Origin of the sequence: Thermococcus barophilus MP, assembly GCF_000151105.2 — an archaeon.
In the GTDB taxonomy this organism is placed as follows: Archaea; Methanobacteriota_B; Thermococci; order Thermococcales; family Thermococcaceae; genus Thermococcus_B; species Thermococcus_B barophilus.
In genome coordinates this window covers 1,026,935-1,040,291 of sequence record NC_014804.1, presented here as the reverse complement: position 1 = coordinate 1,040,291, position 13,357 = coordinate 1,026,935, and the positions used below count along the sequence as shown (strand labels likewise).

At 41.6% G+C, this 13,357-nt stretch carries 15 protein-coding genes; 9 read left to right on the top strand and 6 right to left on the bottom strand.

Features of this window, described 5'->3' with window-relative positions:
* The first annotated feature begins 26 nt into the window (after positions 1–26).
* Together TERMP_RS05905 and TERMP_RS05900 are read left to right on the top strand one after the other, a co-directional pair.
* Positions 27–641 carry a hypothetical protein gene (locus TERMP_RS05905; RefSeq protein ID WP_013467460.1) on the top strand — a complete coding sequence of 205 codons (615 nt, stop codon included), beginning with the start codon at positions 27–29 and terminating at the stop codon, positions 639–641.
* Positions 642–744: 103 nt separating this feature from the next.
* Positions 745–1,995, top strand: coding sequence for a phosphoglycerate kinase (locus TERMP_RS05900; protein ID WP_013467459.1), 1,251 nt, complete (start codon positions 745–747; stop codon positions 1,993–1,995).
* Here TERMP_RS05900 and TERMP_RS05895 read toward each other — a convergent pair.
* The 5 genes from TERMP_RS05895 to TERMP_RS05875 are packed head-to-tail and all read right to left on the bottom strand — an operon-like array spanning position 1,981 to position 4,970.
* Positions 1,981–2,289 carry a hypothetical protein gene (locus TERMP_RS05895; RefSeq protein WP_013467458.1) on the bottom strand — a complete coding sequence of 103 codons (309 nt, stop codon included), beginning with the start codon at positions 2,287–2,289 and terminating at the stop codon, positions 1,981–1,983. The two genes, TERMP_RS05900 and TERMP_RS05895, sit on opposite strands and share 15 nt — an antisense overlap.
* Positions 2,290–2,298: 9 nt before the next feature.
* On the bottom strand, positions 2,299–3,114 hold the full coding sequence (locus tag TERMP_RS05890) for an ABC transporter permease (RefSeq protein WP_013467457.1): 816 nt from the start codon (positions 3,112–3,114) through the stop codon (positions 2,299–2,301).
* The gene (locus TERMP_RS05885) at positions 3,111–4,103 is read right to left on the bottom strand and encodes an ATP-binding cassette domain-containing protein (RefSeq protein ID WP_013467456.1); all 993 of its coding nucleotides are present in this window, start codon (positions 4,101–4,103) and stop codon (positions 3,111–3,113) included. Before TERMP_RS05885 ends, TERMP_RS05890 begins: the two co-directional genes overlap by 4 nt.
* A 5-nt stretch (positions 4,104–4,108) precedes the next feature.
* Positions 4,109–4,513, bottom strand: a complete 405-nt coding sequence (locus TERMP_RS05880) for a 4Fe-4S dicluster domain-containing protein (RefSeq protein WP_013467455.1) — start codon at positions 4,511–4,513, stop codon at positions 4,109–4,111.
* Positions 4,506–4,970: a PadR family transcriptional regulator gene (locus TERMP_RS05875; protein ID WP_013467454.1), complete on the bottom strand. Its 465-nt coding sequence runs from the start codon at positions 4,968–4,970 to the stop codon at positions 4,506–4,508. Before TERMP_RS05875 ends, TERMP_RS05880 begins: the two co-directional genes overlap by 8 nt.
* A 123-nt stretch (positions 4,971–5,093) precedes the next feature.
* Between TERMP_RS05875 and TERMP_RS05870 the strand changes: the two genes are divergently transcribed.
* The 7 genes from TERMP_RS05870 to TERMP_RS05845 all read left to right on the top strand — a co-directional run bounded on the left by TERMP_RS05870 (position 5,094) and on the right by TERMP_RS05845 (position 10,515).
* Positions 5,094–5,528, top strand: a complete 435-nt coding sequence (locus tag TERMP_RS05870) for a DUF6849 domain-containing protein (protein WP_013467453.1) — start codon at positions 5,094–5,096, stop codon at positions 5,526–5,528.
* Positions 5,491–6,201 (top strand): endonuclease III domain-containing protein, encoded by a 711-nt coding sequence (locus tag TERMP_RS05865; protein ID WP_013467452.1) that lies wholly within the window; start codon positions 5,491–5,493, stop codon positions 6,199–6,201. Before TERMP_RS05870 ends, TERMP_RS05865 begins: the two co-directional genes overlap by 38 nt.
* A gap of 76 nt (positions 6,202–6,277) precedes the next feature.
* On the top strand, positions 6,278–7,453 hold the full coding sequence (locus TERMP_RS05860; RefSeq protein WP_013467451.1) for a magnesium transporter: 1,176 nt from the start codon (positions 6,278–6,280) through the stop codon (positions 7,451–7,453).
* Between the two features lies 1 nt (position 7,454).
* Complete coding sequence (locus tag TERMP_RS11685; protein ID WP_013467450.1) at positions 7,455–7,730, top strand: apurinic/apyrimidinic endonuclease family protein; 276 nt, start codon at positions 7,455–7,457, stop codon at positions 7,728–7,730.
* Between the two features lies 1 nt (position 7,731).
* The gene (locus TERMP_RS11680; RefSeq protein ID WP_013467449.1) at positions 7,732–8,214 is read left to right on the top strand and encodes a sugar phosphate isomerase/epimerase family protein; all 483 of its coding nucleotides are present in this window, start codon (positions 7,732–7,734) and stop codon (positions 8,212–8,214) included.
* A 167-nt stretch (positions 8,215–8,381) separates the two neighbouring features.
* Positions 8,382–9,803: an acetate--CoA ligase family protein gene (locus TERMP_RS05850; protein ID WP_013467448.1), complete on the top strand. Its 1,422-nt coding sequence runs from the start codon at positions 8,382–8,384 to the stop codon at positions 9,801–9,803.
* A 4-nt stretch (positions 9,804–9,807) separates the two neighbouring features.
* The gene (locus TERMP_RS05845) at positions 9,808–10,515 is read left to right on the top strand and encodes an acetate--CoA ligase family protein (protein ID WP_013467447.1); all 708 of its coding nucleotides are present in this window, start codon (positions 9,808–9,810) and stop codon (positions 10,513–10,515) included.
* Positions 10,516–10,550: 35 nt separating this feature from the next.
* Here TERMP_RS05845 and TERMP_RS11285 read toward each other — a convergent pair whose 3' ends face one another.
* Positions 10,551–13,352 (bottom strand): CGP-CTERM sorting domain-containing protein, encoded by a 2,802-nt coding sequence (locus TERMP_RS11285; RefSeq protein ID WP_013467446.1) that lies wholly within the window; start codon positions 13,350–13,352, stop codon positions 10,551–10,553.
* Between the last annotated feature and the right edge of the window lie 5 nt (positions 13,353–13,357).

Genomic DNA, 13,357 nt, shown 5'->3' with positions numbered 1-13,357 from the left:
CTCTTTCCCTCCTTTGGGTGATGCCCGTGAAATTTAAGGGAAAAGCTTTTGGTGATATGGTGAGGATTGAATTTGAAATCCTAAGGCTTAGTGAGCTTAAAATAGATGATCTGAGGGATTTTGATGTTGATAACCTTAAGATTGAGCTTAGATCTACTTCTTCAGGTTTGAAGATCATTGGTATATGGGAAGGCGAGATTGAAAAGGCTGGTGAGGGTATTAAAAAAGCTCTTGAGGAGAGCTACAAACTCAAGGAGAGAATTCTGAGAAAGATGAAGGCAAAGGTTGACAGCATAAGGGCAACCATGAAGAGACTCGGATTCAAGGAGGAAATAGTAGGGTACGGCAGCATGATACGGTTTACAAAAAAAGTTGGGAATTACGAAATAGTTGTTCTAACGTCATCGAAAGATGATATTGTGAGGGTTGAGGTCTACGGAAACGACAAGAAGATAATTGGACCAGAGGTTGAGAGCCTCTTTGAAGATGTCGACATAGAGGAGCTTGAAGTGTATGATCTTGAGGAAGATGGCAGGGAAGAAAGGCTTGTAATAAACCTTGAACTTCCGAGAGGGGAGGAAAAGCCGGAGGCAAAAATCATTGAAGCGATAAGGCTTATTGAAAATCTTTTGATGACTTAACTTTTTGAATTTTTCTTACAATGTTTTTTCATACGTGTTATCACTTGAAGTGTATAGGATAACCTTTTAATGCGCTTTTGATTGACATATTCTTGGTGATGAAATGTTTAGACTTCCTGATTTTGATTATCATAACAAAACAGTCTTTCTGCGAGTGGATTTAAATTCCCCAGTAAGGAACGGGAAAATAATAAGTGATGCGAGATTTAAGGCTATCCTGCCCACTCTACTTTACCTTCTTGAACATGATGCAAAGGTCGTGATAGCAACCCATCAAAGCAAGCCATATAACGAGGACTACATAACAACAGAACAGCATGCTGAAATTCTAAGCTCTTTAATCAGCAGAGAAGTCGAGTATGTTGAGGACATTTTTGGCAGATATGCCAGAGAAAAGATAAAATCCCTCAAGCCAGGCGATGCTGTGATTTTAGAGAACCTCCGCTTTGCCGCTGAAGAGATAAAGCAGAAACCAATTGAGGAATGTGAAAGAACACATTTTGTGAGAAAGCTTGCCCCGCTTTTAGATTATGTTGTCAATGATGCATTCGCTGCAGCTCACCGCTCTCAACCATCCCTTGTAGGTTTTGCACGAATCAAACCCATGATAATGGGTTTTTTAATGGAAAAGGAAGTTCGTGCATTGATAAAAGCATATGAAAGCACTGAAAAGCCAAAGGTGTACGTCCTGGGCGGTGCGAAAGTTGGCGATTCTCTTAGGGTGGCAGAAAACGTGTTAAAACAAGAAAAAGCAGATTTAATACTCACTGGCGGATTGGTTGGACACATCTTTACATTGGCGAAGGGATACAACCTTGGAGTCGCAAACATTGAATTTCTTGAAAGGAAAGGGCTTTTGAAGTTCGTTGATTTAGCTGAGAAGCTCTTAGATGAGTTTTATCCATATATCAGGACTCCTGTTGACTTTGCCATTGATTACAGAGGGGAGAGGCTTGAGGTGGATTTGCTGAGTGATGAAAAGTGGCTGTTTGACAAGTATCCAATTTTAGATATTGGTTCAAGAACCGTTGAAAAATATTCTCAGATCCTAAACCAAGCGAAAATAATAGTGGCAAATGGTCCTATGGGCGTCTTTGAAATTGAAGAGTTTGCATTGGGCACAATAGGAGTCTTTAAAGCAATTGGAGAGAGTGAAGCGTTCTCAATTGTTGGTGGGGGACACAGCATAGCGAGCATATATAAATACAATATTCAGGGAATCACCCACATCTCAACAGGGGGAGGTGCAATGCTCGCATTTTTTGCAGGAGAAAAATTGCCAGTGTTGAAAGCTTTCAGGATAAGCTATGAAAAGTTCAAGGACAAAGTAAAAAGAGAATCAGTAGTTCATTAGAACTCCAAAGATTACTGCCAGCCACCAGATTTCGAGAAATGTAAAGCCGACTGTTGCCGCTCTTTTAATGAGCCACGCTACAAAGACGACGTATGCTATCAATGTCACCGCTACATGGAGCTTGAGGAATGTTCTGTTGATTTCTTTTTCTGCTTTCATCCATCCTGTTGGCAATGGAAGCCAGTCAAAGAAAGCTCCAATTAATGCAAAGGAGGGCTTATTAAAAAAGACTGAAGGAATAAAGATCAGCCCAGCCAGGGCAACACAAAGCATTGTAAGTTTTTGTCTGTTCATCTCTATCCCTCACTCAATCGTTGCCCTTTCGAAGGAAATCATAGCAATTGCCAGGAATGCCAAAGCTAATACGGCAAGAACACCGATGTCTGTCATCAGTGAAAATCTCGTTAATGAGACCGTTGGTATGCCCGGTATTGGAGCTGTTGCTGTAGTTGCTGGAGCATTAACTAATACGTGCCTTGCTGCGTCAACAGCATATGTTAACGGGTTTATATAGGCTAAATACTGCATCCATGTTGGCATTGTTTCAACGGGATAAAATGCACCGCTGAGGAACATCAGAGGAAGCATTAAAAAGCTCATTATCATCTGAAATCCTTCCATGCTTGTCATCCTCAATGCAAGGCTGACGCCGAAGCTTGAGAATGCTATTGCGAGCAAGAAGCCTATGAGGATCATCGGCAGCACACCGGAAAACTTGAGGCTACTTGCTATTGTGAAGGTCAATAGAAGGATGACCAATCCCTGAACTACTGCCATTACTGAATCTCCCACTATTCTGCCGGTTATGGCTTCTTTCCTTGATGCCGGGGCAACTAAAATCTCCTTGAGAAAGCCGAACTGCTTGTCCCAGATAACGCTTATCCCGGCTATGAAGCTTGCGTTGAAGATTGTCATTGCCGTTATACCCGGTGCAAGGAATGAGAGATAATCAACTCCTCCAAAGAGTGCACTTGCTGCCGGAAAGTTGAAGACCTTGCTCCATCCCAGCCCGAAGAATATGAGCCACATTAGCGGATTCACGAACATTCCTATTACTCTTGATCTCGCTCTGAAAAATCTCTTAATCTGTCTATACGCCATTGTTGTAAATGCCTTCATCTCATATACCTCCTTCTAACTGCTATTTTTGCCATATCAAAACCGCCTGCGCTTTCTTCTCTCAGCTCTCTGCCTGTCAGATATAAGAACACATCATTAAGTGTTGGTCTGTGGTACGTAACCTCCAAGATTTTGATATCATTTTGCTGGGCAAGCTCAAAGAGCTTTGGCAGAGCTTCAGCGGCGTTTGCAACCTCAAGCCTAACCCTTCCGTCAGGAAGAACCTTACATCCCCTTATGAAATCAGCATTTAAGCATTTTACCTCTTCTTTTCCATTCGCTATTCTGATGTAAATGACATCATTCCCAACGAGCTTTTTGAGCTCCTCTGAAGTTCCCTCCGCTATGATTCTCCCGTGATCAATGATTGCTATTCTGTCTGCCAGCTGCTCTGCTTCGTCCATGTAGTGCGTTGTCAGGAAAATCGTCATTTCATGTTCTTCTTTCATTTTCTTTATATACTCCCAGATGTGAGCTCTGGTCTGTGGGTCTAATCCTATCGTTGGCTCGTCTAAGAAGAGAACTTCTGGCTCATGGATCAAAGCCCTCGCAATTTCAAGCCTTCTCTGCATCCCACCGCTGAAAAACTTTACCTGCCTGTCTTTGAACTCATCAAGCTCGACAAATTTCAGCATTTCCATGATCCTCTTCTTCAGTTTGTCTCCACTCAGCCCGTAGATCTTTCCATGAATGTACATGTTTTCGTAAGCTGTTAGCTCTCTATCCAGGCTTGGATCCTGAAAAACAATTCCGATCTTTTTTCTAACTTTGTCTGGTTCCTTTATAACATCATGTCCAGCAACGGTGGCATTTCCTGAGGTTGGTTTGAGCAGTGTGACGAGCATGTGGATTGTTGTTGTCTTTCCAGCACCGTTAGGGCCTAAGAATGCAAATATTTCCCCTTTCTTGACTTTAAATGACACTCCTTTAACAGCTGTGAAATCTCCATACTTTTTAACAAGATTGTCAGCTGTTATTGCATATTCCATCTTATTCACCTCCCATTATTGCGCCTGAACTTCTCAACATGTTCAGGACGAAAAACGAACTTGATGTTGTATCTCCTCTTAAACGGAAGCTTTAATGTGTTGTAGACAAGAGTCAATAATGGATGATTAGCGGGCTTATCTTTAGGTCTCAACGCGCCCGTTGGGCAGGCTTCGACGCATAAATAACACTCTTTACACAGCTCTGGATTTTTCATAACCGGCCTTAGGCGAACTTTTTGATTGAAGCCAAAGAGGGAGACCTTCATAGGTTCAACGTCCCAGATCTTTTCACCATAGGGACAGGCAGTTATGCACTCTTCCCCTCCACCGCATATTGGGTAGTAAATTGTCAATGGGGTTTTTTGCTCCATATAGTCATAATATTCTTTCCAGCTTTTTGTTTCACTCATACGAATCACCAAACTCAACGATGAATTTGATTTTCTTTGCAAACTCTCTTATTATCTTAGAAAGCTCTTCTCTCTGCTTTTCTGTAAGGTTATCAAATCTGTCAAAAAGTAGTCTGAAGGCTTCTCTAAGTTCTCTCCCTCCCATCTCAGAAAATTCCCTATAAATTCTTGCGAGTTTGATTGCCTCCCTCAGTTCCTCTTCATGCTCTTTTAGGTATCTCACACCATCTTCTGTTATTTTGTAGACTTTTTTCTCTCTCCTTCCACTCCCCGCTGTTTCAATAAGTCCAGCGCGCTTCAAGCTGAACAGGATTGGGTATATAACCCCAGCACTTGGAGCTGGAATCCCAAACTCTTCTTCAAGTCCCTTCATTACAGCATACCCGTGCATTGGCTTCTTGCTTAGCAGATGAAGCACGAGCAACTTGAGATGTCCTTTAAACTTTGGTCGCTCCAATGCTTTTCACCTCGATATATCGATAGATATATTAGCCGTTATAAACCTTTCGGGTATATAGACTACCAGAATTATGAATATCCTTTTAAGTGCAGTAAAGGTTATTTTAATTGGGGATGCTAAATGAGGCTCATTCTCAAACCTCTCTTTGAAGTAGAACTCCCCCCAGAGTTTGTTGATATCTTAAAGGCAAAGATAAAGGGTAGAGAAATTAAAGAGGGGGATGTTATTGAGATTGACTTATTGGGGAAGCCATTGAAGTTTGAGGTCATTTATGCGGAACCTAAAGAATTTAGAGTGAGAGAGGACACAAAAATAGAACTTTCCTCAGAAAAACCCTTAACTCTGGACTTTGAATTTAATAAAGTTGTCAAGAATATTATATTCCTCGAAAAGAGCATTGTACTCATTTTTGAAGATGAAGTCTTAGTCTTGACTGAGGACGGACACAAAATTTATAATGAAAAATTCGAAGGGCTTAAAGAAGTTAGGGGGACTAAAAATATACTGGTGATAGTTCATGGAGAAGGTAAAAAGCTCAGACTCATTCACATTTAATGAGAGCTGGGAAGAAAAGAAAGAGCGGGCGTTGAAAATTGTTAAAAAGTTAATTGAGATGTATCCAAGGGATAGAATTCTACATGGGGACCCTTTCTTCACCCTTATAAGATGTATAATCTCCCAGAGGAATAGAGATGAAGTAACTGATAGGGTAAGTGAGTTGCTTTTTAATAGATATCCGACAGTTCATGCCTTGGCAAATGCTAAAATCGAGGATGTTCAGAAATTGTTGAGGGAGAATGGAGTTGGTTTATGGAAAAATAAGGGAAAGTGGATTGTGGAATGCTCTCGAATAATTCTGGAAAAATACGGTGGAAAAGTCCCCGACATGTTAGAGGAGCTTGTTAAACTGCCCGGCATTGGGAGGAAGTGTGCGAATATAGTTTTGGCTTATGGATTCGGCAAGCAAGCAATCCCTGTTGATACCCATGTGAACAGGATAAGCAAGCGTTTAGGTTTAGCTCCACCAAAAGCCCCACCTGAAAAAGTTGAGGAATATTTAAAGGAGCTTATTCCTAAAGAGCTTTGGATCTATGTGAACCATGCAATGGTAGACCATGGAAAAGCAATCTGTCGTCCGATAAGTCCAAGATGCGATGAATGCCCCTTGAAGACACTCTGCCCATATGCAAAGGGTTTTATTAGTGATGAAGAGATAAGAAAGACTTAGCTGAGAAATTTTATATACCTAACTGTTGATTTCAAGATGAGAAGGAAGGAGGTGTCAGAGATGGAGGGTGAGAGCGATGACAGTCTTCTTGGATCTGAAAGAGAGACTAAAAGAAGCATATACAGCAACATTGGCTTCATTGGTAATCTCATTGATAATTGGATTTTTTGGAGGAACTTTTCTGGGTAAGTATTTTAATAAGATTCGTTCTGCCTATCCCGGCATTTTGGTGATTCTTCCGGGAATGATGGGGTTGAGAGGTAATGTTTTTGGTTCCATGGCATCTCGGTTTTCAACGATGCTTTATTTGGGTGATTTAGAACCAAAAATTGGAGAGAAGAGGGTTTTAAGGAACATTGTGATTGCAATGATGCTTTCTCTCATTCCTGTTACAATCCTCTGGATGATTGGGGTAATTAAGGGAATCCGCTATCATTCCTTTCAGATTTTGCTGATAGTCATAAGTTCTACGATTTTTGTATCCCTATTACTTGGATATTTTACAGCATTTGTGACTATATTTTCTTTTAAAAGAGGGACAGATCCAGATAGTGTTGCCGCCCCTTTAGTTGCTTCAATGGGAGATCTGCTGACGATACCATCTCTTATAGCCTTTATTCTTATCTTAGAGCATTCTAAAACAGTGTTTTGGACTTCGAATATTGGTCTTATACTCCTTCTTTTATTTCTTGTTGAGATCAGCAAAGTAAGAAGAACAGAGCTTTTGGAGTTCAAAGAGCTTTTTGTGATAATAACCCTTTTGGCTCTTCTTTCTCTAATCTCTGGATTTACGCTGGAAAAATTCAGCCACTTAATTCAAGCCTCTGTAATTCTCGGATTCGCTTATCCTTCTCTGCTCAGCAGCTTTGGAAACTATGGTTCTGTTATTGCAGCAAAGACTTCAACAAAGCTGCATCTTGGAGAAATTGAAAAGTTCTTTTCTGTGGAACCGTTTTTGGATATACTCTCTCTGTTTGCAACCACTCCTGTAATAGGCAGTTTAATAAACATCTTCGGCATCATGCTTGCAAAACTTATTCTTGGAAGCAGCGTATCTTTTTCCTTAGAGCTTGCTCTCACGTATCCACTTATGGCACTTTTCATAATGTTCTACTCCTACACTATTTCATACCTCCTCTTTAAGAGGGATATAGATCCAGACAACGTTGCGATTCCATTAATTTCAAACAACAGCGATATATTCGGCACAATATATGCTGTTTTAATAGCAAAGCTCATTGTGGGTGGTTAAATTGATAGGTGCCTCAACGTACGCACTGTTTGACAGAAGTTTGGGTGTTGCTATATACAAACTTAGAGAATTTCCCTTAGACTTCGTTGAAATAATGAGTGAGGGGTATCATGTATTAGATAAATACAACTACAGGTTTCATCTTGAATATTTAGAAAGCTATGGCATGAAAAACATTATTCATGCTCCCTTCAGCGATTTAAATCTTGCCGCACTCAATGAAAAGCTCCGAAGAGTAACGCTTGAAATAATCTTTGAAACTCTGAAATGCACATGAAATGGGTTCTCTCTGGTTGTTCTTCATCCGGGACATTATTCACCTTGAGCTTAAATTCTCCAATGCCTATGAAAAAGTCCATAAACGCTCTTTGGAAGAAATTGACAAGGTGTCTGAGAGAATTGGAATTAAGGTGGCTCTTGAAAATATGCCAAAATTTCCAATTTTAGATGGTCAAACAGCTGGGAGGATATATGAGTTAATTGACGGTACAAATCTATACGTTACTTTCGATGTGGGGCATTTGTACACAGTGAGTGATGATTTTGCTGAATTCATTGAAGTCTTGAAAGATAAGATAATCCATGTTCATCTTCATGACAATGAGGGGGAAAACGATTCTCACTTGGCATTGGGGGAGGGTATAATTCCGTGGGATAAGGTGCTTAGGATATTGCCCAAAAATGTTACTTGGAGCTTAGAAGTCAGAAGTTTGGATGATTTTAAAAAGAGCTTTGAATTTTTGAAAAGTTACCTAAAATAGTTCTGGGCATTTCTTCCAAATTGCTATCATCAATGTAGTTTCTAATTCATCAAGGATTCTGTTTGACATACATAAAACTTTTATACAGCGAAAGGAAGAAAGTTAATTGGAAAAAGCTTCGAAAGAAAGCTTTATTCAACGAAAGTTTTTAACTAAAGGTGATAGAAATGGAAATGCCAAAAATCGTTGAAGAATTAAAGCCTTTTTTTGAACCAAAGGCAGTCGCTATCATCGGAGCAACGAACAAAAAAGGGAAGGTTGGAAATGTTATTTTTGAGAACTTTAAGAGGAATAAGGAGCAGGGGATTTTCAAGGGCAACATTTATCCCGTAAATCCAAAGCTTGATGAAATAGAGGGGTATAAGGTGTATAAGAGCGTTAAGGAACTCCCCAAAGACACAGATTTGGCTGTTATATCTATTCCTGCCCCCTTTGTCCCAGCCACAATGAAGGACATTGCGGAAAAAGGCATCAAAGCAGTTATAATCATCACAGGAGGCTTTGGAGAGCTTGGTGAAGAAGGAAAGAGATTAGAGAGAGAAATCTACGAAATAGCAAAGGCAAACGGGATTAGAGTTATTGGACCAAACTGTGTTGGTGTCTATGTTCCAGACACAGGTGTGGATACCGTATTTTTACCGGAGGAAAAGATGGACAGGCCAAAGAGCGGCCCAATAGCTTTCGTCTCTCAAAGTGGAGCCTTCGCAGCAGCAATGCTTGACTGGGCTGCTTTGGCGGGTATAGGAATTGGAAAAATGGTCAGCTATGGAAATAAGATAGATGTCGACGATGCTGATTTAATGGACTATTTCATTTATGACGACCAAATTAAAGTTGTTACCTTCTACATTGAGGGAGTTAAGGACGGTAGAAAGTTCATCGAAGCTGCAAAGAGGATAACAAAAGTAAAACCCGTCATTGCACTGAAGAGTGGGAGAACCGAGTATGGAGCAAAGGCTGCCTCATCACACACTGGTTCGCTGGCAGGAGCTGATGTAATTTACGATGCGGTATTCAAGCAGACTGGAATAATCAGAGCTGAAGACTTTGAGCACATGTTTGATGTTGCTAAGGCATTTGCAAAGTGCAGGCTTCCAAAAGGCGATAGGATTGGGATAATCACTGATGGTGGTGGAGCTGGAGTCATGGCAAGTGACGCAGTTGCCAAATTCGGCTTGAAGATGGCGCAGCTCAGCGAAGAAACTCTCAAGTTCCTTAAGGAGAACTTCCCACCACATGCAGTCGCTGGTAACCCAACTGATGTTGTTGGCGACACAGACGCTCAAAGATACAAGATTGCAATTGAAGGCTTTGTAAATGACCCGAATGTTGATGCCATTCTGGTGATAGTACTCTTCCAGGTGCCGCTATTAAATGAGATGGAGATAATTGAAATCCTATCAGAATATGCAAAGAATAGTGAGAAACCAATTGTGGCAGTTGCAATGGGCGGTAAAAAGACGGAGTATTATGCAAAGCTGCTTGAGGAGAAAGGAGTTCCGGTGTATCCAACACCCGAAAGGGGAGTTAGGGCTTTAGCCGGTCTTGTTCAATACGCAAAATATTTGGAGAAGGTTGAAGGGGAGTGATTTTATGAAGGATGAAGCTTTGAAAGTTATTGAAGATGTTTTGAGCAGAGGTAGAAAAGCATTAGTTGAATATGAAGCAAAGCAGGTTTTAAAGGCTTATGAACTGCCTGTTCCAGATGAAAAGCTCGCAAAGACCCTTGATGAAGCCCTTGAATATGCCAAAGAGATCGGCTACCCCGTTGTTCTTAAGCTGATGTCACCACAGATACTTCACAAGAGCGACGCAAAAATCATTGCCCTGAACATTAAAAATGAGGAAGAGTTAAAGAAAAAGTGGGAGGAAATTCATGAAAATGCCAAAAAATACCGCCCAGATGCAGAGATCTTGGGCGTTCTTGTTGCACCAATGCTCAAGCCTGGAAGGGAAGTTATTATTGGTGTAACTGAAGATCCGCAGTTCGGGCATGCAATAATGTTCGGTCTTGGTGGCATCTTCGTTGAAATCCTCAAGGATGTTACATTTAGGATTATTCCAATTGAAGAAAAGGATGCCTGGGCGATGATAAAGAGCATCAAAGGCTATCCAATCCTTGCCGGTGCAAGAGGAGAGCCGCCGGCTGACATGAAAGCATTGGTTGACATGATGTTGAAAGTCTCAAAGCTTGTTGATGATCTGAAAGACTACATAAAGGAAATGGATCTGAACCCAGTGTTTGTCTACAACGAAGGCGAAGGAGCAGTTGTAGTTGATGCGAGGATAATTTTGAAATAAATTTTTGGAGATTAAAAACAAAAATTAGAAAAAGCTCAGTTTCCCTTGCGTTTTCTTATTATTTTCCCCAGAATTGCCAGAACTGCAAAAACTCCCGGACCGCAGATTCCTTTAGTGCTTTCTTCTTCAGGGCTTTGGATTGGTGTAACTTCCGACGGGGATTCACTGGAGCTGATTTCTCTATGTTTTGTCTCTTTTATCTCTTCAGCAGGACAGTTCACTTTTTCCTTAAAGTCTGATACGTCAACGGTTCCTCTGCTTTCTTTCATGATCCCCTTAGTGTTTTCACTAACCGCTTTCGAGTCTCTGATGATAATAGCTGGAGTTCTAACTATCGCCTCGGAGCTTCTGCAAATTGTGCATTCTAAGTTCCCGTCTTTAGGAAGCTTCATGATGAAGATGTCTTTCCCCTCAACTGTGGAATACCCAACGGCTACCGTTGATGATTCATCTGTTGCAACGCTCCAAAGCATTGAATCGCCTTCTTCACACACGAATTCATTAATTATGTTTCCGCTTGAGTCCAAATGGAGCACCCACGATCCTGTCTCTTCTGTTCCAAAGTTTTGAGTGCCTCCCACAACAGTAATTCTATCTCCTGCTGTGTCTATATCGAAAAATGCATCTCCGTATTCTTCTCCTCCATATGCTCCCTGCCACAGTACTTTTCCCCTCTTGTTCAGCTTAACCACCCAGCCTTTTTCGTAGTCATCCTTTCCGGTTAACATTCCTGCTACAACTATGTTTCCATCAGCATCTTCTGAAACAGCCAAGAACTCATCATCCTTATCACTTCCGATCATTTTCTGCCATTTTATGTTGCCATTGCCATCGAGGTACATTATCCATCCATCTTCACCTTTCGCGTTAAAGCTCTTGGTATAGCCTACCACCACTATCTCGGTTCCACCGTTTACTGCCTTTACTCCCCATGCTATATCCTCTCCACTTCCCCCATACACTCTCTGCCATCTAATGTTCCCCACGGGGTCAAGCCTAAGTACCCATGCATCAAAGTTTCCAGCTCCGAACCCCCCGGTGTATCCCACAACCAGAATATCACCGTTTGTAAAGAGATCAACGTCCAATCCGCCTTCGCCGTATTCACCACCATAGGTGCTCTGCCACCTTACATTTCCGTTTTTGTCCAGTCCAAGAATCCATACATCATAATCCCCAGCACCAAAGCTGTTCGTCTGTCCAACAACAATAATCTCGCCGTTGTTTGTTACAGCAACGGCATGTGCACTGTCGTCTCCTTTGCCTCCGTACACTTTCTGCCAGAGGATTTCCCCTTTTGAGCTTAACCTCATTACCAAAACATCTCCATTTTCTCCAAAGCTTGTGGTTGTGCCGACTGCGATTATATCCCCTTCTGCAGTAATGGCGGTGTCAGTTATCTCATCATCTCCTATTCCAATGAGGCTCTTTACCCAGTAGTTCTCCTCGGTTGGGGTTGACACTTCTCGGGGAGTTGTTGAAGTTTGGGTTTCTTCCATATCCCCTTTGCTTCTGCACAATTCTTCCCCTATAAGCTCAATTTTTCCTGTTACGTTAATGCCGGCGTTTTTATAGGCAAACTGAACGGCTTTGCCTTTTAAGTTAATCTTGGATGTTTTTACAGTCAGGGGTTTGGAAGTTACTTCAACATCGCTTTCTTCAAAGCACTCAAAGGAACCTTCCAGCGGAAAAACAGCTAAGACTGAGGTTTTCTTCCATCCACTTCCATAGGCGATGATGTCTTTTCCATCCACATATATAGCCCTAACGCTAACAAATTGTTTCATCGACCACCAGGACTTTAGGTTTCCATTCTTGTCGGCATGAATTAACACCCCATGCCCCGCTGAAATATCCAACTGTTCAGAACGTCCTGCAATAAGTATATCTCCATCGGTGGTTAAAACGATATTGTAGAATTCAGTGTTTCTCTCATTCTTCCCATATTTTGATCCGTATCCTTTTTTCCAGAGAACCTGACCTTCACCGTTGAGCTTCATCAAGAAGAGGTTGGCGGTTGTTGTATAGTATTCCCCGGCAGTTAGTATTGTCCCATCTTCCAGCACTTCAATCCCGTAAATGCCCTCTCCGCTTTCTGAGATGGTGTATTCCCTTGCCCATCTAACGCTTCCATTTTCTGTGAGCTTTGCTAAAAATGCAGTCCTCTGCTTTGAAACACCTCCTACGAGTATACTTCCCCCCGAGGAAACTTTAACGGAAAGTCCCGTTACGGATTGATAGTGATCCTTCTCATAAAGCTGAAATACACGGTGCCACTTCAATTTCCCATCAGGCTTAAGCTTGATCACCCACAGGCTTTGAGTCGAAGTCTCGGAATATGTTTCTCCAACAAGAATAATGCTGCCATCCGGTGCAACGTCTACAGCTCTGATCTCGTCACTTTCCTTTCCGCCAATAAGCTTGCTCCATTTTATGTTTCCATTTGGATCGAGGCATACCACAAGCCCGTCCCTTGGATAACCACTCCATCCTGCCAGAAGGATGTCTCCATTTTTCAGAATGGCAACTGCTAAAATTTCATCGTCTTTTTTGCTTCCATAGAGTTTAGTCCACTTGACTTCCCCGTCTTGACTTACAAGGGAAACAGCAAAGTCAAATCTTGTTTTGCTCATTGGAATGGTCTCAACCATAACTATGTCCCCATTCTCATACCGTGCACTGCGAAGAGCGCCTTTTCCAAATTCCAGAAGGAGGTCAGGGTTCTCTTTGTAGGTATACTTCATTATCCAGTAGTCGTTGCTCCCTTTTGTGTATGGTACGAACGTCAAAAACAGAAAAATCAAAAGAAAGGCGAGGAGTTTGTTTGAAATTGTCATGTATC

Excerpts from the sequence above, each read along its gene's own strand:
- TERMP_RS05900 (WP_013467459.1), top strand. The coding sequence starts at position 745 with ATGTTTAGACTTCCTGATTTTGATTATCATAACAAAACAGTCTTTCTG.
- TERMP_RS05895 (WP_013467458.1), bottom strand. The coding sequence starts at position 2,289 with ATGAACAGACAAAAACTTACAATGCTTTGTGTTGCCCTGGCTGGGCTG.
- TERMP_RS05890 (WP_013467457.1), bottom strand. The coding sequence starts at position 3,114 with ATGAAGGCATTTACAACAATGGCGTATAGACAGATTAAGAGATTTTTC.
- TERMP_RS05885 (WP_013467456.1), bottom strand. The coding sequence starts at position 4,103 with ATGGAATATGCAATAACAGCTGACAATCTTGTTAAAAAGTATGGAGAT.
- TERMP_RS05880 (WP_013467455.1), bottom strand. The coding sequence starts at position 4,513 with ATGAGTGAAACAAAAAGCTGGAAAGAATATTATGACTATATGGAGCAA.
- TERMP_RS05870 (WP_013467453.1), top strand. The coding sequence starts at position 5,094 with ATGAGGCTCATTCTCAAACCTCTCTTTGAAGTAGAACTCCCCCCAGAG.
- TERMP_RS05865 (WP_013467452.1), top strand. The coding sequence starts at position 5,491 with ATGGAGAAGGTAAAAAGCTCAGACTCATTCACATTTAATGAGAGCTGG.
- TERMP_RS05860 (WP_013467451.1), top strand. The coding sequence starts at position 6,278 with ATGACAGTCTTCTTGGATCTGAAAGAGAGACTAAAAGAAGCATATACA.
- TERMP_RS11680 (WP_013467449.1), top strand. The coding sequence starts at position 7,732 with ATGGGTTCTCTCTGGTTGTTCTTCATCCGGGACATTATTCACCTTGAG.
- TERMP_RS05850 (WP_013467448.1), top strand. The coding sequence starts at position 8,382 with ATGGAAATGCCAAAAATCGTTGAAGAATTAAAGCCTTTTTTTGAACCA.
- TERMP_RS05845 (WP_013467447.1), top strand. The coding sequence starts at position 9,808 with ATGAAGGATGAAGCTTTGAAAGTTATTGAAGATGTTTTGAGCAGAGGT.
- TERMP_RS11285 (WP_013467446.1), bottom strand. The coding sequence starts at position 13,352 with ATGACAATTTCAAACAAACTCCTCGCCTTTCTTTTGATTTTTCTGTTT.